Annotated in this window: 19 protein-coding genes; 5 read left to right on the top strand and 14 right to left on the bottom strand. The window is 71.1% G+C overall.

What is annotated here, in order from left to right; translation table 11 throughout:
* Positions 1-15: 15 nt before the first annotated feature.
* Positions 16-2,535, bottom strand: coding sequence for a phenylalanine--tRNA ligase subunit beta (gene pheT, locus ACSHT8_RS01145; protein ID WP_436496822.1), 2,520 nt, complete (start codon positions 2,533-2,535; stop codon positions 16-18).
* Positions 2,536-3,603 (bottom strand): phenylalanine--tRNA ligase subunit alpha, encoded by a 1,068-nt coding sequence (gene pheS / locus ACSHT8_RS01140; protein WP_436496820.1) that lies wholly within the window; start codon positions 3,601-3,603, stop codon positions 2,536-2,538.
* 490 nt (positions 3,604-4,093) lie between these two features.
* Between pheS and ACSHT8_RS01135 the strand changes: the two genes are divergently transcribed.
* A complete protein-coding gene (locus ACSHT8_RS01135) occupies positions 4,094-5,890 on the top strand; it encodes an HSP90 family protein (protein ID WP_436496818.1) in 1,797 nt (598 codons plus the stop codon).
* Positions 5,891-5,913: 23 nt separating this feature from the next.
* Positions 5,914-8,724: a tetratricopeptide repeat protein gene (locus ACSHT8_RS01130; protein WP_436496816.1), complete on the top strand. Its 2,811-nt coding sequence runs from the start codon at positions 5,914-5,916 to the stop codon at positions 8,722-8,724.
* Here the strand turns inward: ACSHT8_RS01130 and ACSHT8_RS01125 are convergent.
* The 3 genes from ACSHT8_RS01125 to ACSHT8_RS01115 are packed head-to-tail and all read right to left on the bottom strand — an operon-like array spanning position 8,721 to position 10,574.
* Positions 8,721-9,311 (bottom strand): DUF3558 family protein, encoded by a 591-nt coding sequence (locus ACSHT8_RS01125; RefSeq protein ID WP_436496814.1) that lies wholly within the window; start codon positions 9,309-9,311, stop codon positions 8,721-8,723. The two genes, ACSHT8_RS01130 and ACSHT8_RS01125, sit on opposite strands and share 4 nt — an antisense overlap.
* Positions 9,311-10,264, bottom strand: a complete 954-nt coding sequence (locus tag ACSHT8_RS01120) for a hypothetical protein (protein ID WP_436496812.1) — start codon at positions 10,262-10,264, stop codon at positions 9,311-9,313. Before ACSHT8_RS01120 ends, ACSHT8_RS01125 begins: the two co-directional genes overlap by 1 nt.
* A gap of 7 nt (positions 10,265-10,271) precedes the next feature.
* Positions 10,272-10,574: a hypothetical protein gene (locus tag ACSHT8_RS01115; RefSeq protein ID WP_436496810.1), complete on the bottom strand. Its 303-nt coding sequence runs from the start codon at positions 10,572-10,574 to the stop codon at positions 10,272-10,274.
* Between the two features lie 319 nt (positions 10,575-10,893).
* Between ACSHT8_RS01115 and ACSHT8_RS01110 the strand changes: the two genes are divergently transcribed.
* Complete coding sequence (locus tag ACSHT8_RS01110) at positions 10,894-11,289, top strand: PPOX class F420-dependent oxidoreductase (protein WP_436496808.1); 396 nt, start codon at positions 10,894-10,896, stop codon at positions 11,287-11,289.
* A 1-nt stretch (position 11,290) separates the two neighbouring features.
* Here ACSHT8_RS01110 and ACSHT8_RS01105 read toward each other — a convergent pair whose 3' ends face one another.
* The 4 genes from ACSHT8_RS01105 to infC form a co-directional block, all read right to left on the bottom strand.
* Positions 11,291-12,094: a TrmH family RNA methyltransferase gene (locus ACSHT8_RS01105; RefSeq protein WP_436501955.1), complete on the bottom strand. Its 804-nt coding sequence runs from the start codon at positions 12,092-12,094 to the stop codon at positions 11,291-11,293.
* Positions 12,091-12,480 carry a 50S ribosomal protein L20 gene (rplT, locus tag ACSHT8_RS01100; RefSeq protein WP_436496806.1) on the bottom strand — a complete coding sequence of 130 codons (390 nt, stop codon included), beginning with the start codon at positions 12,478-12,480 and terminating at the stop codon, positions 12,091-12,093. Before rplT ends, ACSHT8_RS01105 begins: the two co-directional genes overlap by 4 nt.
* Before the next feature lie 62 nt (positions 12,481-12,542).
* Positions 12,543-12,737: a 50S ribosomal protein L35 gene (gene rpmI / locus ACSHT8_RS01095; RefSeq protein ID WP_436496804.1), complete on the bottom strand. Its 195-nt coding sequence runs from the start codon at positions 12,735-12,737 to the stop codon at positions 12,543-12,545.
* An 84-nt stretch (positions 12,738-12,821) separates the two neighbouring features.
* Positions 12,822-13,427 (bottom strand): translation initiation factor IF-3, encoded by a 606-nt coding sequence (infC, locus tag ACSHT8_RS01090; RefSeq protein WP_436496802.1) that lies wholly within the window; start codon positions 13,425-13,427, stop codon positions 12,822-12,824.
* A 246-nt stretch (positions 13,428-13,673) separates the two neighbouring features.
* Here infC and ACSHT8_RS01085 point away from each other — a divergent pair, with 246 nt between their 5' ends.
* The gene (locus ACSHT8_RS01085; RefSeq protein ID WP_436496800.1) at positions 13,674-14,051 is read left to right on the top strand and encodes a DUF1844 domain-containing protein; all 378 of its coding nucleotides are present in this window, start codon (positions 13,674-13,676) and stop codon (positions 14,049-14,051) included.
* Here ACSHT8_RS01085 and ACSHT8_RS01080 read toward each other — a convergent pair.
* Together ACSHT8_RS01080 and ACSHT8_RS01075 are read right to left on the bottom strand one after the other, a co-directional pair.
* On the bottom strand, positions 14,012-14,713 hold the full coding sequence (locus tag ACSHT8_RS01080) for a response regulator (protein WP_436496799.1): 702 nt from the start codon (positions 14,711-14,713) through the stop codon (positions 14,012-14,014). The genes ACSHT8_RS01085 and ACSHT8_RS01080 overlap by 40 nt on opposite strands.
* Positions 14,710-16,245: a sensor histidine kinase gene (locus ACSHT8_RS01075; RefSeq protein ID WP_436496796.1), complete on the bottom strand. Its 1,536-nt coding sequence runs from the start codon at positions 16,243-16,245 to the stop codon at positions 14,710-14,712. Before ACSHT8_RS01075 ends, ACSHT8_RS01080 begins: the two co-directional genes overlap by 4 nt.
* A gap of 93 nt (positions 16,246-16,338) precedes the next feature.
* Here ACSHT8_RS01075 and ACSHT8_RS01070 point away from each other — a divergent pair, with 93 nt between their 5' ends.
* On the top strand, positions 16,339-17,673 hold the full coding sequence (locus tag ACSHT8_RS01070) for a cation:dicarboxylate symporter family transporter (RefSeq protein ID WP_436496794.1): 1,335 nt from the start codon (positions 16,339-16,341) through the stop codon (positions 17,671-17,673).
* Positions 17,674-17,954: 281 nt separating this feature from the next.
* Here the strand turns inward: ACSHT8_RS01070 and ACSHT8_RS01065 are convergent, their stop codons facing one another.
* The 3 genes from ACSHT8_RS01065 to ACSHT8_RS01055 all read right to left on the bottom strand — a co-directional run bounded on the left by ACSHT8_RS01065 (position 17,955) and on the right by ACSHT8_RS01055 (position 20,541).
* On the bottom strand, positions 17,955-18,632 hold the full coding sequence (locus tag ACSHT8_RS01065; protein WP_436496792.1) for an anti-sigma factor family protein: 678 nt from the start codon (positions 18,630-18,632) through the stop codon (positions 17,955-17,957).
* On the bottom strand, positions 18,629-19,180 hold the full coding sequence (locus ACSHT8_RS01060) for a sigma-70 family RNA polymerase sigma factor (protein WP_436501954.1): 552 nt from the start codon (positions 19,178-19,180) through the stop codon (positions 18,629-18,631). Before ACSHT8_RS01060 ends, ACSHT8_RS01065 begins: the two co-directional genes overlap by 4 nt.
* Positions 19,181-19,296: 116 nt before the next feature.
* Positions 19,297-20,541, bottom strand: a complete 1,245-nt coding sequence (locus tag ACSHT8_RS01055) for a phytase (RefSeq protein WP_436496790.1) — start codon at positions 20,539-20,541, stop codon at positions 19,297-19,299.
* Positions 20,542-20,553 lie beyond the last annotated feature (12 nt).

Below are 20,553 nucleotides of genomic sequence, written 5' to 3'. Positions count from 1 at the left end.
CGTAGGCCGTTCGGATCAGGCGCGGAGCGCCGCTCCGAATTGTTCGGCCGCGGCGGCGACGGCGGCGTCGCGGGCCGTTGTCGCCTCCTCGACGGTCAATGTGCGATCGGCGGCGCGGAATCGCAGTGAATACGCCAGTGATCGTTTGCCTTCGCCGACCTGGGTGCCGGTGAACACGTCGAAGAGGCTCAATTCCTCGAGCAGCTCGCCCCCGCCGTCGCGCAGCACGCGCGAAAGGTCGGCGGCGGGCACCTCCTCGTCGACCACGAGCGCCACGTCGAGCAGCACCGGCGGGTACGGCGACACCTTCGGCACGGGCCTGCGCTCGGTGAGCGGCAGCGCGTCGAGGTCGATCTCCATGGCGCACGTGCGCGCGGGCAGGCCCAGCGCCTCGGTGACCTTGGGGTGCAGCTCGCCCGCGTGGCCGACCGGGAACCCGCCGACGCGCAGCTGGGCGCAGCGGCCCGGGTGCCACGGCAGCAGGTCCCACTTGTGCACGGTCAGCTCGGCGCCCGCGGCCTCGGCCACGGTCCTGGCGGCCTGCACGGCGTCGGCCCAACTCGCGGCCTCGCCCTTGCCCCACCAGCCCGCGTGCCTGCGGTTGCCCGCGAGGACCACCGCGACGTGGGCGGGCTGGATCGGCAGCGTGGCGTTGAGGACGGCGATCTGCTCGTCGGACGGCCTGCCATCGACACCCGCCTCGGGCATCGGGACCTCTTCGGTGCGCGGCAGCACGACCTGGCCGATGTGGTAGATCGCCACATCGCGCGCGCCCCGGGAAACGTTGCGGGACAGGATGTCGAGCATCCCCGGCAGCAGCGTGGTGGCCAGCTCGGAGCGGTCGGCCTCCAGCGGGTTCAGCACCGACACGGTGCGCCTGCGGATGTCGTCCTCGGGCAGGCCGAACGCGTCCCACACCGACTTGGCGATGAACGGGAACGGCAGCACCTCGACATAACCGGCCTCGGCCAGCGCCCGCGACACGGCGCGCTGGCGGCGCTGCTTGGCGGTCAGCCCGGCGCCGGGAGGCGCGGGCGGCAGCACCGACGGGATCGTGTCGTAGCCCTGCAGCCGCAGGACCTCCTCGACCAGGTCGGCGGGCTGGTTCAGGTCGGCGCGCCAGGTGGGCGGGAACGCGGTGACGCACGGCGTGCCGTCGTCGAAGGTGCCGATGTCTACGCGGCAGCCGATCTGCTGCAGCCGCGAGACGGTGACGCCGCGGTCGTAGCGCACGCCCGCGACCCGGTCGGGCAGGTCCATGGCCATGGACACCGGCTCGGGGACAGTCGGGTTGCCGACGTCGGTGCGGCCGGGCTGGATGCTGCCCTCGCCGTACTCACGCAGCAGCCGCGCGGCACGTTCCAAGGCGACCGGCGGCAGCGCCGGGTCGACCACGCGCTCGTAGCGCTTGGCCGCCTCGCTCGGCAGCTTGTGCCGACGCACGCCGCGGGCGATGGACGCCGGGTCCCAGATGGCCGCTTCCAGCAGGATGTCGCTGGTCTCGGCGCTGACCTCGGTGGTGGCGCCACCCATGACGCCTGCCAGCGAGACCGGGCCCGTGTCGTCGGAGATCACGATGTCGTCGACGTCGAGCTTGCGTTCGACGTTGTCGAGGGTGACGAGCTTCTCACCCGCGTTCGCGCGCCGGATGACCAGGCCGCCGGAGAGTTTCTTGGTGTCGAAGGCGTGCATCGGCTGGCCGAGTTCGAGCATCACGTAGTTGGTGATGTCCACGGCCAGCGAGATCGACCGGATGCCCGCGAGCATGAGCCGCCTGCGGATCCACCACGGTGTCGGCGCGGTCGGGTCGACGCCGGTGACCCGGCGGACCACGAACCGCGAGCAGCCGTCCTGGGCCTCGATGTGTACCGGCACCGACTCGGCGTCGGCGGCGGGCACGTCGATGGCGGCCGGGTCGATCAGCCGCAGGTCGAACGCGCACGCCAGCTCGCGGGCGAGGCCGCGCACGGAGAAGGCGTAGCCGCGGTCGGGGGTGATCGCCAGCTCGATGACCGAGTCGGTCAGGCCGAGCAGCTCGATCGCGTCGTCGCCGGGGGCGGCCTCGCCGGTCGGCAGGACCATGATCCCGGTGTGGTCGTCGCCCAGGCCCAGCTCGCGGGCAGAGCAGATCATGCCCCGGCTGACCTTGCCGTAGGTCTTGCGCTCGGCGATGGCGAAGTCGCCGGGCAGCACCGCGCCCGGCAGCGCCACGACGACGAGGTCGCCCTCGACGAAGTTGTTCGCGCCGCAGACGACCTCGGTGGTCGCGGGCAGCGAGTCCTCGGCGTCATCGGCGTCGTCCGGGTCGATCAGCTCGACCTTGACGAACCGGATGGGCTTCTTGAACTCGGTCAGCTCCTCGATCTCGGCCACCCGGCCGACCACGAGCGGACCGGTGACCGGCCCCAGCGTGCTGACTTCCTCGACCTCCAGGCCGACCCGCACGAACGCGTCGGCGATCTGCTCGGCGGTCAGCTCCCGGTGGTCCTCCGTGAGTTCGAGCTGCTGAGTGAGCCAGCTGACGGGGATCCTCACTTAAGCCTCCGTGCCGAAAGGAAGGGTGAACCGGACATCGCCCTCGACCATGTCGCGCATGTCGGGGATGCCGTTGCGGAACTGCAGCGCCCGCTCCAGGCCGACGCCGAAGGCGAAGCCGGAGTAGACCTCGGGGTCGATCCCGCAGGCGCGCAGCACGTTCGGGTTGACCATGCCGCAGCCGCCCCACTCAACCCAGCCCGCGCCGCCCTTCTTCTCGGTGAACCAGAGGTCCAACTCGGCGGAGGGCTCGGTGAAGGGGAAGTACGACGGGCGCAGGCGGACGCGCGCCTCGGGGCCGAACATGGACCGCACGAACGCGTCGAGGGTGCCCTTGAGGTGGGCCATGGTCAGGCCCTTGTCGACCGCGAGGCCCTCGAACTGGGTGAACACCGGCGTGTGGGTCGCGTCGAGGGCGTCGGTGCGGAACACCCGGCCAGGGCAGACGACGTACACCGGCGGCTCGCGGTCGAGCAGGCTGCGGATCTGCACGGGCGAGGTGTGGGTGCGCAGGACCAGGCCGGAGTCCTCCGGCGCCACGTAGAACGTGTCCTGCATGGTGCGCGCCGGGTGGTCCTTCTTGAAGTTCAGCGCGTCGAAGTTGAACCACTCGGTTTCGAGCTCGGGACCCTCGGACACCTCGTAGCCCATGCCGACGAAGATGTCGGCGACCCGCTCGGACAGCGTGGTCAGCGGGTGGCGGGCACCGCGCGGCGTGTGGTTCCACGGGAGGGTGACGTCGACGCCTTCCTCCCGCAGCACGCGCTCGTCACGCTCGGCCTGCAGCACGCCGCGGCGCTCGTCGAAGGCGGCGGAGATCAGGGCCTGGGCCTCGTTGACCCGCTTACCGGCCTCGGACCGCGCCTTGGGCGGCAGCGCGCCGATCTCCCGGCGGGCCTGCAGCAGCGGCGACTTGTCCCCGAGGTGGTGCGGCTTGACCGCGGCGAGCGCGTCGAGGTCGGCGGCACCGGCGAACTCCTCGCGGGCCTTCTCGACGGCGGCCTGCAGGGTCTCCGGCCGCAGCGCAGCGACCTCTTTGGGGTCGTACGGGTCGTTGGCTCCGGACATGGTTGGTTGAAGCTCCCGGGGTCCAGTGGTGGCCAGGCGGAACACCCGACAGGCCGGGTGAACAGGTTGATCCTATGGGAGCAGTGAGACGGCACGCCCTCCGGGCATTCAGACCCACCACCGCGCTCGGCCGCGGTGACGGATTCGGGTGCCGCGGGCACGCGACGCAGTCGTCGTGTTCGCGGTGCCCGAATCCGTCACCTCCATGGCGGCCGAGCCGCACGACCGGAGGGCGTGCCATGTCACGGATTCGGGTGCCGCGGGCACGCGACGCAGTCGTCGTGTTCGCGGTGCCCGAATCCGTCACCTCCATGGCGGCCGAGCCGCACGACCGGAGGGCGTGCCATGTCACGGTTACCCCAGGCGGCCCCGAGGCGGTTCCAGCGGACGGGTGAAAGCCGATGTGTGGTCATCTCACACCTGTACTGTCACAGCGCCCGGCCCGGCACCCACCGCGGTGGCCGCTCCCTACCGCAGTAGAGGTTTGACCTTGGCCCAGACATTCGGTGTCAATCTGCGCGGCGTCATCGATCTGCTCAGCCACCATCTCTACAGCAGTCCCAGGGTCTACCTGCGCGAGCTGCTGCAGAACGCGGTGGACGCGGTGACCGCGCGCAGACTCGCCGACCCGTCGGCGCCCGCGGCGATCCTCGTGGAGACCACCGAGCGTACCGGGACCGGCACGCTGCGGATCAGCGACACCGGCATCGGCCTGGACGAGTCCGAGGTGCACACCCTGCTGTCCACGCTGGGCGGCACGTCCAAGCGCGACGAGCTGGGCTTCGCCAGGCAGGACTTCCTCGGCCAGTTCGGCGTGGGCCTGCTGTCGTGCTTCCTTATCGCCGACGAGGTGCGGCTGGTGAGCCGGTCGGCCTCGGGTGGACCGGCGGTGCGCTGGGTCGCGCACGGCGACGGCACCTACGAGGTCGAGGTCGACGACTCGGCGCGCGCCGAGGTCGGCACGACCGTGGAGCTGGTCCCCCGGCGGGACTGCGACCACTGGACCGAGTACGACACCGTGGCGATGCTGGCCGCCGAGTTCGGCTCGCTGCTGCCCTTCGAGGTGCGGGTCGCGGGCGCGGACGGGCAGGTGCTGGTCACCGAGGACGAGCTGCCGTGGGTGCGCCGCGGCGGCGAGTCGGTCGCCGAGCACCACGGCAGGCTGGCCGCCTATTGCAAGGCCACGCTCGGGTTCGAGCCGTTCGACGTGGTGCCGCTGGAGTTCGGCGCGGTGGGGCTGACCGGGGCGGCGTTCGTGCTGCCCGCGGGCGCCAACCCGGGCAGCCGCCAGGCGCACCGCGTCTACCTCAAGCGGATGCTGGTCGGCACGTCGATCGAGGGCCTGCTGCCGGACTGGGCGTACTTCGTCCGGTGCGTCGTGGACACCTCGGCGCTGCGGCCCACGGCCAGCCGCGAGGCGCTCTACGAGGACGAGACGCTGCTGGCGGTCCGCGACGCGATGGGCAGCAGGCTGCGGGAGTGGCTGCTGCGCCTCGACGCGACCGAGCCGGAGCGGGCCGGCGCGCTGCTGGCGGCCCACCAGCTCGGGATCAAGTCGGTGGCCCTGATCGACGACGAGCTGCTGCGGCTGGCCGAGCGGTGGGTGCCGTTCGAGACCACCCGCGGCACGATGCCGCTGCGCCAGTTCCGCCGCAACCACCAGACCGTCCTCTACACCCCGGACGTCGACGAGTTCCGCCAGCTCGCCCCGGTCGCGCGGGCGCAGGGCATCGGCCTGGTCAACGCCGGATACGCCTACGACACCGAGCTGCTGCGCAGGCTGGCCTCGCTGGACAACGGCCTGACCGTGCGTCGGGTCGACCCCGCCGAGCTGCTGGCCGCCCTGGGCAGGCCGACCGCGGCGGTCGAGGCGTCCCTGAAGCGGACGATGTCGGTGGCGTGCAAGGCCCTCGACAGCCACGACTGCGAACCGATGCTGCGCGACTTCGACCCGGTGTCGCTGCCCGCCCTGCTGGTGGCCGACGCGGGCGGCGCCCGCCGCCGCGACGCGGCCGACGCCCGCGAGGACGCCGACCCGCTGTGGCAGGACCTGCTGGGCCAACTCGTCGACGCGGGCTCCGGCGCGGCGCAGCAACTGGTGCTCAACACCCGCAATCCGCTGGTGGCCAGGCTGGCGGGCATCGACGACCCGTCGCTGCTGGAGACCGCGGTGCTCGCGCTGTACGTGCACGCGCTGCTCCAGTCCCACCGGCCACTGCGCCCCAAGGACACCGCGACGCTCAACGGGTCGTTCCTCGACCTGCTCGACCGCGCCATCGGACACTGAAGGCAACTGGGGAAGGACGGCGGGTGTCGGAGCAGAACGCCGACGAGCTGCGCGATCACGTTGCGCATCTCGTGCACGAGACGGACTCGATGCCCGCGGGGCAGGCCAAGTGCGAGGCGCTGGAGCGCGCCGCGCGGGCGGCAGACGCGGCCGGGTTCGTCGACTACGGGGTGGCCGCGCGGCTGATCCTGGTCAACGCCTACCGCGAGGTCCGCCGCTACGACCTTATGCTGACGCCGTTCGCCTGGCTGCGGACCGCCGAGCGCAAGCACCCCGAGGCGTTCGACGAGTGGGCGCTGCACCAGTTCAACTGGATGCACAAGTGGCTGCCGACCGGCCTGCTCGGCGATCCCCGCTTCACCCTCGCGCAGATCACGTCCGTTGTGGACGAACTCGCCGACCGCTACCGCCAGCAGGGCTATTCGCTGCATCCCGTGCACGACAAGCTGCGCGCGCTCGCCCACCACATCGGTGACACCGCCGCCGCCGACGCCCACTTCACCGCGTGGCGCGCCGCCGAGCCCGACGACATGAGCGACTGCCCGGCGTGCGTGGTCGACAGCCAGGTCGGCTATTTCGTGTCACGCAAGCGTTTTCAGGAAGCTATCGACACCGCGAGAGCGGTGCTCACGGAACCGTCCGACTGCGCCGAGCAGCCGCACGGGGTCATGGCGTCGCTGCTGGAGGCGTACCTGGCCACCGGCAGGCTCGACGAGGCCGCGCGGGCGCACCTGATCTCCTACCGGGTCATCCGCGACACCCCGCAGGCCCGGTCGGCGCTGCACGCGCACCTGCGGTTCTGCGCGGTCACCGGCAACGTCCAGCGCGGCGTGGACATCCTGGCGCGCAACCTCGACGTGCTGGCGGAGCCGCCGAGCCCGAAGGTGCGTCAGGACTTCGCCGCCGCGGCGGCGCTGCTGCTGAGCCGGGTGTCCGACCGGGCCGCCCTGACCTTCCCGGTGCCGGACGGCCCGCTGGACGGCGAGCGCCTGCGGGCGCGCTGCGTCGAGATCGCGCGCGGCACGGCGCGGGAGTTCGACCGTCGCAATGGGACGGACGCGGTGAGCGCGCGGGTCGAGGAGACGCTGTCGCTGCCCGACGTCGGCCCGGTCGTGCTCGCGGTGCCCGCCTCGCCCGCGCCTGCTCCGCTGGTGGTCCAGCCCGCTGCGCCGCAGGTCATCGCCGATCCCGTGGAGCTGGCCGAGCGCGCGTGTTCAGCCATGGACGACGGCGCTCTGTTCACCGGTGCCCGCCTGCTCGCCGAGCTGCCCGCCGATCTCGACGCGCTGCTGTCCCCCGGTCTGGCCGCGCGGGTCGCGGTGCACCGCACGTGGCTGGCCCGCCGGGAGACCGCCGACGAGCTGATCGACTGCCTGCTCGACGTCCTGGAGCGGCTCACCAAGGCAGGCGAGGACGCCGCCGCCGCGCGCCTGCACGCCTTCCTCGCCGACCTGCTCGGCTCGGCCGACCGCGCTGTGGACGCCGCCGAGCACGCCAGGGTGGCCCTGGCCATCGCCCAGCGCGTCGACGACCCGATCGGCGTCATGCGCGCCCACCTCGCCACCGCCGACCTGCTGGCCGACACCGACCCCGACCGCGCCGAGTCCGAAGTGGACGCCGCGGAGAAGGTCGCGCTCGCCCGCGTCCCCGACCGCGTCGGTGGCGTCGGCAAGGCCCGCGCCGAACTCCTGGAACGCCGCGGCGACCTCGACGGCGCCCTGGCGATCATCGAGTCCCTGGCCGCCCAGCTGGACCGCTGGCCGGAGTCGACCCAGCTCGCGGTCAGCGGCCACCGCGCCCGCCTGCTCGCCAACGTGGGCCGCGTCGAGGAGTCCGTCGACCAGTTCCACGCGTTCGTCGCGCTGGCCAAGACCTACCCGGGCCCGTGGGTCGCCGAGGCGCTGATGCAGCTGGCCAGCCTGCTCGACCAGACCGACCTGGCGGGCGCCCACCTGCCGGTCCTGCTCGACGCCGTCGCCGCCGCCCGCACCTACCTCACCGCGGGCGCCGTGGCCCAGGCGTGTCTGCACCTGTCCGCGGGCTACCTGTCGGTGGGCCGCGACGTCGAGGCGGCCGAGACCCTGGAGGAGGCGCTGCGGCTGATGCCCACGGCGTTCGTCGGCCCGGTCACCGACATCCACTACCGCCTGGCCCTGGCCTGCCGGAACCTCGGCGAGTACGACACCGCCGCCGACCACTTCGACGCCGTGCTGGCGACCGCGGACGACGACGACCACGGCCTGCGCGGCCACGTCCTGTTCCAGTTGGGCGACGCCCGCCTGGAGCTGGGCGACTACCCGGGTGCCGCCGCCGCTTTCCGCGAGTCGGCGGGTACCTGGATCGTCGCCGACAACCCGGTCGCCGCGGCGGAGTCCATGGTGAAGCTGGCCCACGCCATCGGGCTCGACGACTTGGACGCGGGCATCGCGGCCCTGGACGAGGCCGCCCGCATGCTGCCCGACGAGACGGTTCCGGGGGCGTTGGACGAGCTGGCCGACGTCATCGGGTTTCGGGTGGCGCTGCTAGCCCACCACCAGCGGTTCGCGGAGGCGCTGGAGGTGAACCAGCGGACCGAGGAGTACGCGGTCCGGCTGGGCAACCCCGAGTGGCACGCGTTCCTGGCGGGTCGGGCCGCTCGGCTGCGGATGGACCTCGGCCAGTTCCCCGAAGCCGAACGCGACGCCCGGCGGGCGGCCGCGCTCCTGACCGACGACGCCGGGGAGTCGACGGTCGGGGCGGTGCTGGGGACGCTGGTGCGGACCCTGGAGGAACAGGGCAAGCCGGTGGACACGGAGCCGCTGGTCCGGGAGCTGTCGGCCCGCCTGTCCGACTAGCCCTCCAGCCGGTTCACGATGGCCTCCGCGACACCCGTGGCCATCGCGCAGGCACCCTCACCTTTGATTCTCAAGCTGATGTCGACAGCCTGGGTCGTACTGAGGCCAACCGCGATGCTGCACAGGTTGTCCGCGCTCGCGTATTCAGAACCCAGGACGACGGCAGGCTGATTCGCGATGAGCGCGGGCTTCCAGGATTCCTTGGGCCAAGGTGGATCACCCGGACGGTTGTCGCGATAGACCTCGCCCAGGAAGTCGATCCCTTCGTACAACGTGACCTCCATGTGTGCGCTCGTCTCCAGCGGGAGCCAAAAACACTGGCTTCTGCCGGGTTTGGCCTCGGACCTGCCGGGCGTCGGGAATCCAAGTGGCCTGGCTTGTTCATCGGTGAACAGCGCACACATCCGGTCACGATAAGTCGACGCGTCCAGCGGTCGTTCGATATTCGGTGGTGCGGTCGGACGTGCGCTTGTCGCGGTTGTCACCGAAGGCTCGACCTCAGGAGCGCGGTCTGGCGAACACGCCACGGAGGCCAACCCGCAGCCGATAGTGACGATCAAAACGACCACACGCAGGAGAACAGCCATCAGATCGCCCCCTTGTCGCCGTCGAGTCGGCGACCGATCGGATTGTCGCGATCAGTCGTCTCCTTGGCATACTTCTCTCGTTCAGCGCTCACCCGGGGAGCAAGCCCATCGGTGACCGAGCGATCCTGCCCCGCGAGCGCGAACGACTCGTAACGGAAGTCGGGACTGTCGATATCGCAGTTCGATGGGAGCGGGCGGAACAGCGGGGGATCGATCTTCGCCACTCGGTCCAGGTGCCCACGCAAGTGGCCGCGAATCGTCAACAGCCCGTCCCTCAGCTCTTCCTCCAACCGATTGGCCGCGCTCAGGTAGGTGTTGACCACAGCATCCGCCCCACCTTCCGCCGCGTACTCGTGAACATGGGTTCCCACGTCGATGAGCGTCTCGAGTGCGCCACCGCTCAACAGACGGATCGGATTGATATTCAACGCACCCTTGGCGAAATCACCGATGAGCGCGACCGCGAACTTGGTGTCCCGACCATCCTGCTGATCCATCTCGTGCTTGGCCGCTTCGATGGTCGACAGGAATAGGGAGTGGTAACCGCGCCGAACCTCGACGGCGACACCAAAGGTCGCGGTCAATGCTTGCAGCGCGTTCGCGAGATCCGTCTGCTGGTGTTCGCAGAAGGTCTCCATCTTGGCGAGTTGTTCCTTGTAGGCCGTCGCTGCCGGGCCGGTCCACCCGACGAGGTGGCTTGTCGCGGCGACCCGCAGCTTTGCCACCGCCTCCGCGTTCTGGCCGACTGATTGGGCCGCTCGCAGCGTCCGGTCGAACTCGTCGGCGATCTTCTGCGGCTCCAGCGAGTTGGCGATCTCCACGTGCCGCCGTGACGCGTCGACCAGCTCGCCTGGCCACTCGGCCAGCCAGCCGCTGTCGAACATCATGACCACGGCGTCCTGCATGTACTGCCGCGCCATCTGGACGTCGTAGTCCGAGACCCAGTTCCCCATCGGTCGCCTATCCCTGGCCGTCGACACGGCGGTAGAGGGCGATGATCTCCCGGAGGGCCTCAGCGGTGTCGTCCATGATGTCGCAGGCGCGGGCCTGCCGCTCGGCCAGCAGCTCGACGTACGACTCGTACGCCGTCTGCATCTCGTAGGCCGGATCGAACCGCCCGGACCCGTACAGGTCGTTGAATTCGCGAAGATCCGCGACAGGTGCCCGCAGCAAAGCCGCAGCGACCGGGATGCTCCCGGACTCCACCTTCGCGGCGCACTCCATCTCGTCCAAGCGCGCGGCGAATCCCCCACCGACTGGCATTTCATCCCCCTAGCCCCACACCCCTGATAACGCTACGACGTCAACCTACATCGGAGCGTTCCTAGCCCCATCGGGTGAACCACGGCCCGATCTAGGTACTTGAAACGACTCTGGCGCACACGTTGTGGAGTCCGGCTGACGGCAAGGTGAAGCAGATCATCGCCGCGTGACGGGGTCAGCCGTGCGGCTCTCGGGCCGCACGCCGCCACGTCACCCATGCGGCGATCTGGGCGGTGCCGCGACCGGCGCACCAACCGGGAACAACTCGTCCGCCGCCCCGGTTCAGCATGGTGACAGCGTCAAGATCAAGGGGGACACCATGTCGGTGACATTCGACGAAGCGACACGCGAGCTGCTGGACGGGCGGAACTTCGCCACCGTCGCGACGGTCAACCCGGACGGCAGCCCACAGACCTCGGTCGTCTGGATCGACCGCGACGGCGACACGGTCGTGTTCTCCACCACGGCCGGGCGGCAGAAGGCGCGGAACCTCGCGCGGGACCCGCGGGCGAGTCTCACGATCTTCGACACCGCCAATCCCTACCGGTCGGTGGACATCCGCGGTTCCGTCGAGCTGATCGAGGATCACGAGAAGGCACTGCCGCGGCGGCTCTCGCACAAGTACCTCGGCGAGGACCCTCAGCCGGAGTCGGCGGACGTGGTCCGACTGATCGTCCGGATAACGCCGCGCAAGGTGACGGGCTTCTCGCTCTGACTCAGGCGCGCAGGGCCCGGGCGCTCGCGTAGAGGCACACCGCCGCGGCGGTGGCCAGGTTCAGGCTCTCGGCGGCGCCGTAGAGCGGCACCTTCACGACCGAGTCCATTTCGGCCAGCACGGCGTCGTCGAGCCCGTGGGCCTCGCTGCCGAAGACCCAGGCCGTCGGGGCAGCCAACTCCCCCGCGTCCGTGGCCTGGTCCAAGTCGTGTGTGGCGTGGCCGTCGGCCGCGACCAGGCGGAAACCGGCCGAGCGGCAGGCCGCGAAGACAGCGGCGATGTCGCGGGACCGGATCACCGGCAGGTGGAACACGCTGCCGGTCGACGCGCGCACGCACTTGCCGTTGTGGGGGTCCACCGTGTCACCGGCGAACACCACCGACCCGGCGCCCGCCGCGTCGGCGACCCGCGTCACCGTGCCCGCGTTGCCCGGGTCCGAGACACCGACGAGCACCGCGACCAGCGGACCCGCGAGCGCGTCCAGCGGGCGGTCGACGAGGTCGCAGACCGCCACGATCCCCTGCGGGGTGATGGTCTCCGACAGGCTCGACGCGGCCTTGTCGGTCACGAAGGACACCGGGACAGCCGCGTCGTCCAGCAGCGAAGCGTTGCGGGCGGCGGCTTCCTCGGTGACGAACAGCTCGTGCACCCGCCCATAGGCGAGTGCCTCGCGGACGGCCTGGGCACCTTCCACCAGGAACCGTCCGGCTTTGTCCCGACCCGCTCGGCGGGTCAGGGCCCGTGCGGCAGCGACCCGGGGCGTTCGCTCAGTGAAGGCCCCGGGTCGCTGGTGACGCGTGTTCAGGAAGCGGCCTCGACATCGGCCTTGCCCTGGGTGCCCGCGTTCGCGCGCGCGATCTCGACCAGCGCGGTGAACGCGGTGGGGTCGCTGACGGCGAGCTCGGCGAGGATCTTGCGGTCGACGTCGACGCCGCCGACGCGCAGGCCCTCGATGAAGCGGTTGTAGCTCATGCCGTTCTGACGAGCGGCGGCGTTGATCCGCTGGATCCAGAGCTTGCGGAAGTCACCCTTGCGGGCACGACGGTCCCGGTAGGCGTAGTTCAGCGAGTGGAGCACCTGCTCCTTGGCCTTGCGGTACAGCCGCGAGCGCTGGCCGCGGTAGCCGCTGGCGAGCTCGAGAGTCGTGCGGCGCTTCTTTTGGGCGTTGACTGCCCGCTTGACGCGTGCCACGGTTCCGTCCTGTCGATCTAGTGGGCGGGGTCAGCCGCCCTGGGTGGGCAAGTAGAAAGGGGTCAGCGGGCGAGCAGCCGGTTGAGGCGCTTCTCGTCGACCTTGGCGACCTCGGCGGTGCCGGAGAGCCTGCGGGTCAGCGACGTGGGCTTCTTCTCCAGCTTGTGTCGCAGCCCGGCCTGCTGGCGGCGCAGCTTGCCCTTACCGGTGATCTTGACGCGCTTGGACGCACCGGAGTGGGTCTTCATCTTCGGCATGTTCTTATCCTCGTCTCGTGCCGTCCCGAGCCGGTGGGGCGCTCGGGGCGGCAGCCTTCGGGGTACTACGACCGGTCGGACCGGTCAGGTCAAGTCCTCAGGAGAGCTGTCTTCGATCGGCTCTTCGGAGTCCGCCGAGGTCGTCTTCGGCTTGGGCTTCACGTTCTTGTGCGGCGCCAGCACCATGATCATGTTTCGGCCGTCCTGCTTGGCGGACGACTCGACGAAGCCGAGCTCCTGCACGTCCTCGGCGAGCCGCTGGAGCAGGCGGAAGCCCAACTCGGGGCGGGACTGCTCGCGGCCGCGGAACATGATGGTGACCTTGACCTTGTTCCCGTGCTCGAGGAAGCGAACGACGTTGCGCTTCTTGGTCTCGTAGTCGTGGGAATCGATCTTCGGTCGGAGCTTCTGCTCCTTGATGACGGTGAGCACCTGGTTCCGCCGGGACTCGCGGGCCTTCTGCGCGCTCTCGTACTTGAACTTGCCGAAGTCCATGAGCTTGCATACCGGCGGGCGGGCCTGCGGGGCGACCTCCACGAGATCAAGGTCCGCTTCCTGCGCGAGTCGGAGGGCGTCCTCTATGCGGACGATGCCGACCTGCTCGCCGTTGGGTCCGACAAGTCGGACTTCCGGCACGCGGATGCGGTCGTTGATGCGTGTCTCCGTGCTGATGGGGCCTCCTCGGTCCATGGGTAATACGTGCGCGAGTGAGGTCCCCTGAACTACGTCGAGCCCCGTCTGCCTGATGGCATACGGGGCCCGCTTCCGACCGATCTCCCGACGCACGCGCCGAGATACAAGGCATGACACGATGAAAGTCGCGTCTTCCTGGTGACCGGACCCGGCCGCCTCGCGGTGACTCGGGTGGGAGCGGGGGCTCCACTTTGCCGCCCCCGAACTAACGGGGGCTGGTCGCACATGAAATCGTAGCAGACTGTGAACGACTGCCTTGACACCCCTGACACGACCGCCGCCCGGTCCACCGCTGATGACAACGAGCGGGACCTGGCGAGTATTCCCAGTGTGGAGGTGATCAGCCGGGCCGCGGTCATGCTGATGTCGGCCTCCGCCGAGCGGCTCGGCCTCGCCGACGCCGATCCGGACGCCAGCCCGCACCGGGATCTCGACGAGGCCCGCAGGCTGATCACCGCGCTCGCGGGGCTGGTCACGGCCTCGGTGGAGTACCTCGGCCCGCACGCCGCTCCCATCCGTGACGGTCTGCAGTCGCTGCAGCGGGCGTTCCGGGAGGCGTCGGCGTTCCCCGACGAGCCCGGTCAGGGGCCCGGCGAGAAGTGGACCGGCCCGGTCTTCTGAGCCCAGACGTAGACGACCTCGGGGCGGCCGACCGTGCCGTACCGGGGTCGTCGTGTCACCTGGCCCTGGTCGGCCAGGTATTCGAGGTAGCGCCGGGCCGTGACCCGGGAGACGCCGACCTCGTCGGCGGCGGCCGCGGCGGACAGGCCGTCCTCCGCCATGCGCACGGCGGCGATCACCAGTTCGAGTGTCGGGCCGCTCATTCCTTTGGGCAGCACGGCGTCGGTGCCGCGCAGCGCGCCGAATGCCTGGTCGACGTCGGTCTGGGCGGCGGCCTCGCCGTGGCGGACGTGGTCGCGGAAGCGGGCATAGCCTTCGAGCTTGTCGCGCAGGCCGGCGAAGGTGAACGGCTTCAGCAGGTACTGGACGACCCCGGCCGACACCGCCGCCCGCACGACGGCCAGGTCGCGGGCGGAGGTCACCGCGATGACGTCGGCGCCGTGGCCCGCGGCCCGCAGCGCGCGCACGACGTCGAGACCGTGGCCGTCGGGGAGGTAGAGGTCGAGCAGGAGCAGGTCGACCGGACCGGTGTCGAGGAACCGCAGTGCGGCCCGCCCCGAATGCACGACCCCCGCGACGGCGAACCCGGGCACCCGCTCGACGTAGAGCCGGTGCGCCTGCGCGGCGACGGTGTTGTCCTCCACCACCAGCACGGAGATCATCGCGGGAGCCGGACTGTGAAGACCGCGCCGACGTCGCGGCCGACCTCGACAGTGCCCCCGGCCCTCCGGACCGCCTGACCCACCAGGGCCAGCCCGAGCCCGTGGGTGCCGCCCGGCTTGGTCGACCAGCCGCGCTCGAACGGCCGGGAGCCGTCCGGCAGACCGCCGCCGCTGTCGGCCACGCGCAGCACCAACCCCTCAGCGGTCGTCTGGGCGCTCACCCGGACCCAGCGCTCCGCGCTGTCGGCCGCCGCGTCGACGGCGTTGTCGATCAGGTTGCCGAGGATGGTCACCAGGTCGCGGGCCGGAATCCCCAGGTCGCCGATCTCGGTGTCGGGGTCGACCACCAGGTCCACACCGCGCTCGCTCGCGTCGGATGCCTTGCCCAGCAGCAAAGCCGCGAGCACCGGCTCGGCGACCGCGCCGACGACCTGGTCGGTCAGCCGCTGCGCGATGGCCAACTCCCCCGTCGCGAACTCCACCGCCTCCGACGGCCGTCCCAGCTCCACCAGCGACACCACCGTGTGCAGCCGGTTCGCCGCCTCGTGGGCCTGCGCGCGCAGGGCCTCGGCGAAGCCCCGGACGGTGTCGAGTTCGCCGGTCAGCGCCTGCAGGTCGGTGCGGTCGCGCAAGGTCACCACCGTCCCCATCGAGTTGCCCACTGTCGAAGAGTTGACCACGAGCACGCGGGTGTCCGTCAGGTGCAGTTCGTCGTGCATCTCGGTGTCGCTCAACAGCCGCGCGACCATCGCCGGTGGCAGGCCGAGTTCGTCGACCCGCTTGCCCTCGGCGTCGGCGGGCAGGTCCAGCAGCGTCCGCACGCCGTCGTTGGCGAGCGTGACCCGGTGGTCGCGGTCGAGGAGCACAAGCCCCTCGCGGACCGCGTGCAGGATCGACTCGTGGTAGCCGATCACCCGGCTCAGCGCGGCCGGGGCGAGCCCGCCGGTCTGCCTGCGCAGGCGGCGGCTGACCAGGTAGGTCGCCGCCGCGCCCAGGATCAGCACCAGCGCGGCGACGAGGATCAGCGGCAGGACCCGGTCGGCGACGTCGGCGCTGATCGCGCTGAGCGTGATCCCCGCGCTGACCAGCCCGACCACGCGGCCCGCGGAGAACACCGGGACGACGGCGCGCACGGACGGGCCGAGGGTGCCGGTGTAGGTCTCGGTGAACGCCCGACCGGCCAACGCGTCGGTGGTGTTGCCGAGGAAGTGGCCGCCGATCTCGGCCGGGTTCGGGTGGGTGAACCGGATCCCGTCGGGCGACATGATCGTGATGAAGTCGACCCCGGTGTCGGCCCGCACCTGCTCGGTGTACGGCTGCAGCACGCCGGTCGGGTTCGACCCGGTCACCGCCTGGGTGACGGTCGGCGACGCCGCTATCGCGCGGGCCAGCGCCAGCGCCTCGGCCGCGCTCGACTCCTCGGCCCGGTCGGCGACGTCCGCCCACGCCAGGGCCGCACCGGCGGCCACGAGCAGGCCGACGATGACGACTTGGACGACCAGGAGCTGCCGGGCCAGGCTCCACTGCTTCATGCCCACCAGTGTGAACGCTATGAACTCAATAGTGACCACGACCACACCGGGCGGCACGGTCATCGGCAACGTCCTGGAAGAAAGGCCCCCACCGTGTCGACTCGCCGCCGAGATCGGACCCACTACCTCTACGTCGCCGTCATCGCCGCCGTCATCCTCGGCGTCGCGGTCGGCCTGCTGACCCCCGAGTTCGCCAAGTCGCTCAAGCCGCTGGGCACCGGGTTCGTCAGCCTGATCAAGATGATGATCAGCCCGATCATCTTCTGCACGATCGTGCTGGGCGTCGGCTCGGTCACCCGGGCGGCCAAGATCGGCAAGGTCGGCGGGCTCGCGCTCGGCTACTTCCTCGCCATGTCGACCGTGGCGCTGGCCATCGGCCTGATCGTCGGCAACCTGCTGCACCCCGGCGACGGGCTCGCACTCACCGACGCGGTGCGCGCGAAGGGTGAGGCGCAGGTCAAGAGCGCGGAGGGCACCACGGAGTTCCTCCTCGGGATCATCCCGACGACGCTGGTCTCGGCGTTCACCGAGGGCCAAGTGCTCCAGACGCTGCTGGTCGCGCTGCTGACGGGCTTCGGCCTGCAGGCGCTCGGCCGCCGCGGCGAGCCGGTGCTGCGCGGGATCGGGCACATCCAGGGCCTGGTGTTCAAGATCCTGTCGATGATCATGTGGGCGGCCCCGGTCGGCGCGTTCGGCGCGATCGCGGCGGTGGTCGGCGAGACCGGCGTCGGCGCGCTCAAGAGCCTCGCGGTGATCATGCTCGGCTTCTACGCGACGTGCCTGGTCTTCGTCGTGGTCATCCTGGGCACGCTGCTGTGGCTGGTGGCGCGGGTCAACCTGTTCTCGCTGCTGCGCTACCTGGGCCGGGAGTTCCTGCTGATCCTGTCGACGTCGTCGTCGGAGGTCGCGCTGCCGCGGCTGATCGCCAAGATGGAGCACCTCGGGGTGAGCAAGCCGGTCGTCGGCATCACCGTCCCCACCGGGTACTCGTTCAACCTCGACGGCACCGCGATCTACCTGACGATGGCCACCCTGTTCGTCGCCAACGCCATGGGCTCCCCGCTGGGCGCGGGCGAGCAGATCTCACTGCTGATCTTCATGGTCATCGCCTCCAAGGGCGCCGCGGGCGTGACCGGCGCGGGCCTGGCGACCCTGGCTGGCGGCCTGCAGTCGCACCGCCCGGACCTGGTCGACGGCGTCGGCCTGATCGTGGGCATCGACCGCTTCATGTCCGAGGCGCGGGCGCTGACGAACTTCGCGGGCAACGCCGTCGCCACGGTGCTGATCGGCACCTGGACGAAGGAGTTCGACCGTGCGCAGGCGGGCAGGGTGCTCGCTGGGGACGAACCGTTCGACGAAGAGTCACTGGCCGATGACCAGCAGGAATCGGTGCCGGAACCGCGCCACGAAGTCGCTTCTCGGGCGTAGCCCAGAGGGTCGTTGCTCGTTGAATCATCTGAACCGCCCGCGTCTGATGCCCCCAGCCGGGCGGTTCGGTATGTCCACGTCACGGGTGTGAAACGACGCCCTGAACCGTGACCACCGGCGGCTAGCGTCCGGCGAATGATCTAGACCGAACCGCGCCGGTCGACGGCGAGCCTCGCGGCGATGGCCCCGCTGCCGCTACCCGCGGTCGCCATGCTGGTCCTGCCCAGACGCCGCTGGTGTCGCTCGCGATCGCCGCCGCCGGGCTGGGCGCGCTGTACTGGCTATACCGGCGTGGAGACGATGCGCGCGCCGTCGGTGGTGACGACCTCGACCGCGGCGACGTCGTCGGGGTCGATCAGGGCTGAGCCGTCGAGGGTCGTGCCTTCCCGGGAGCCCTTCTCCGACACCAGCCAGCTGCCCGCGAGCACGGACTCGCCGCCGGACTTCGGCACGACCCGCAGCTCGCACCGCGCGCCCGCCGGGGCGCCCTTGACCACGGCGTTGACCCGGACCCAGCCTGCCTGCGGGACCATCCGCACCGTCATGACGGCGCCAGTCGCCGGGTCGGTCGACTCGCCGGTGCGGGTGCCGGGCGCGGTGGTGGTCGGCGGCGCGGCGACGGTGTCGGGGGCGGTGCCCCGGCCCGCGAGGAACGCCCCGCCGAGCGCGGCGGCGGCGAGCACGGCCACCCCAGCGGCGACCAGGCCGCGGCGGGACGGCGGCGGCGAGAGCTTGCGCAGCGTGCGCTGCAGGACCAGGTCGCCGTCCGGCGGGCCTTCGAGGAACGCCTCCGGCGGGATCTCGTCGAGCGACCGGCGCAGCGCCATGAGGTCGTCGACCTCGCGGCGGCAGTCGGGGCACTGGGCGAGGTGGGCGCGGACCAGGTCGGCTTCGCGCGGGTCGAGCGCGCCGAGCGCGTAGGCGCCGAGCTGTTCGCGGTCGTGCTGGAACGCGGTCACCTCGTCACCTCCCTGTCTCCTGGACCCATCACGCCGCGCAGCGCGCGTAACGCGTGGTAAGTCCTCGATTTCACGGTACCCGCGGGGATCCGCAGCACCTGCGCGGCTTCGGCGACCGATCTTCCCCGGTAGTAGACCTCCACCAGCACATCCCGGTGCTCCGGGGAAAGCCGGTCGAGCGCGCCGAGGACGGTCATCTCGTTGACGACGTTCTCGGCGTGGTCACTGTCCGCGATCGGCGCGTCGATCGGCTCGCCGACCTCCTGCGGGCGGGAGGCGCGGGCGCGGGCCCGGTCGGTGACGATGTTGCGGGCCACGGTGAGCAGCCACCCGCGGGTGGAGCCACGGCTGTCGTCGGCGAGCGCGTCGGCGTGCTTCCACGCCCGCAGCAGGGTTTCCTGGACGACGTCCTCGGCGGCGGCGCGGTCGCCGGTCAGCCGGGTCGCGTAGGCGAGCAGCGCGCGGCCGTGCTCGCCGTAGAGGAAGCGGACGAAGTCCTCGCCCGGAACCTGCTTGCGGCGGCGCGGCCGGAACCCCGGGATCGTCACCCCTGCCCTCACCCGCCTCACGTCGATCGACTAGGTGCGGAGGGTAGCGGAAGGCGGTGACGCGGGCGCGGTCCATGTGGCACACACGGATCCGCGCCCGCGTCGGTTCACATTCCCTAGCGGATAACGGATTCCACGCGCTCCCAGCGCACCAGCTTGAAGTTGGTGTCGGCGCGGTCGGACGGCGTGTTCTCGCCGTCGTGCACCACAAGCAGACCGTGGGGGAAGTCCGGGCCGAGCGGCTTCGTGGTCACCGCGGCGCCGTCGCTGTGCTGCACACCGTCCACGACGCCGTCTGCGACGGTGAATCCCGCGCGGTACGCCAGCCCCGCGCGGGTCGGGGTGAACGCGGCGAAGGTGCTGTCGCCCTGGCTGGAAGCGAGCAGCACCTTGCCGAACCGGGTGTGCGCGACGGTCAGCCCCTCGGCGTCAGCCGACAGGTGCTTGCCCGCCGACGGCGATTCCGGCCCGGTGAACACGCATTCCTCGGTGGCCTCGTCGTACACCGCGGGCCTGCCGAACTCGCGCACGCGCTGCACCAGTTCCGGCCTGCCGAGGCCGGAGCGCAGCGGGATCCGCCAGATCCCGACGTCCTCCTGCGCGGCGTAGACGACATCGCCGTCCACGACCATGCCCTCGACCTGTGGCCGCTCCCCCGGCTCGGCGCATGGCGTCCACGTGCCGCCGTCCACCGCGAACGTCGCGGGCAGGTCGACCGAATCGACCGCGCGGTAGGTGATCCGGCCCGTGCCGTCGGCGGCGAGGCGGAACAGGCCGACCCGGGTCTCGTGCCTGCGGCTGGCCACCACCCACGGCGCACCACCCGCCGGGTCGGGCCGCACCGCGACGCCGTAGGCGGTGCGCTGCTCCTCGATCTCCTCCTCGGTCGCGCTGAACACACGCGGCGGGGTGGCCGTGGTGATGTCGGTCAGCACGTGCGCGCCCGCCGCCGCGCCGCGCGGATCGATGGCGTAGATCCGCAGCCGGTCGAGGCCGCGGTCGGACACCACCGCGAGGTCGAGCTTGCGGCCGCCGATGCGCGCGCCGACGACGATGTCGACGTTGTTGAACCGGCCGCCGTCCGGCGTGGCGATGTGCTGGAGTTGGCGGCCCTTCAGGTCGACGACCGTCAGGCCGCCGTTCTTGAGGGTGCCGAGGACGACGCTGGCGCCCGGCCGCGCCGGGTTGACCCAGATCGCCGGGTCGTCGGCGTCGGCGTCGCCGCCCTCTTCGTCGTCGTAGTTGGACGCTGTCTCATAGGTGGCGCGCACGCCGGGGAGGTCGGCCGACGCCGGGGCGACCGCCACCGACAGCACCGCCCCCGTGGCCAGGACCACCGCTAACACCCTTGTCACTCGCATGGGCGTGAGCTT

Source organism: Actinokineospora sp. HUAS TT18 (assembly GCF_051364635.1).
Lineage (GTDB): Bacteria > Actinomycetota > Actinomycetes > Mycobacteriales > Pseudonocardiaceae > Actinokineospora.
The sequence above is the reverse complement of the archived record's forward strand: the minus strand, read 5'-3'. Positions and strand labels throughout refer to the sequence as shown.

What these genes read in the sequence shown, in the direction of transcription:
- ACSHT8_RS01115 (WP_436496810.1), bottom strand. Translation starts at nt 10,574, where the DNA reads ATGCCAGTCGGTGGGGGATTCGCCGCGCGCTTGGACGAGATGGAGTGC.
- rpmI (WP_436496804.1), bottom strand. Translation starts at nt 12,737, where the DNA reads ATGCCGAAGATGAAGACCCACTCCGGTGCGTCCAAGCGCGTCAAGATC.
- ACSHT8_RS01055 (WP_436496790.1), bottom strand. Translation starts at nt 20,541, where the DNA reads ATGCGAGTGACAAGGGTGTTAGCGGTGGTCCTGGCCACGGGGGCGGTG.
- ACSHT8_RS01075 (WP_436496796.1), bottom strand. Translation starts at nt 16,245, where the DNA reads ATGAAGCAGTGGAGCCTGGCCCGGCAGCTCCTGGTCGTCCAAGTCGTC.
- ACSHT8_RS01120 (WP_436496812.1), bottom strand. Translation starts at nt 10,264, where the DNA reads ATGGGGAACTGGGTCTCGGACTACGACGTCCAGATGGCGCGGCAGTAC.
- ACSHT8_RS01110 (WP_436496808.1), top strand. Translation starts at nt 10,894, where the DNA reads ATGTCGGTGACATTCGACGAAGCGACACGCGAGCTGCTGGACGGGCGG.
- ACSHT8_RS01125 (WP_436496814.1), bottom strand. Translation starts at nt 9,311, where the DNA reads ATGGCTGTTCTCCTGCGTGTGGTCGTTTTGATCGTCACTATCGGCTGC.
- ACSHT8_RS01080 (WP_436496799.1), bottom strand. Translation starts at nt 14,713, where the DNA reads ATGATCTCCGTGCTGGTGGTGGAGGACAACACCGTCGCCGCGCAGGCG.
- infC (WP_436496802.1), bottom strand. Translation starts at nt 13,427, where the DNA reads ATGGACCGAGGAGGCCCCATCAGCACGGAGACACGCATCAACGACCGC.
- pheS (WP_436496820.1), bottom strand. Translation starts at nt 3,603, where the DNA reads ATGTCCGGAGCCAACGACCCGTACGACCCCAAAGAGGTCGCTGCGCTG.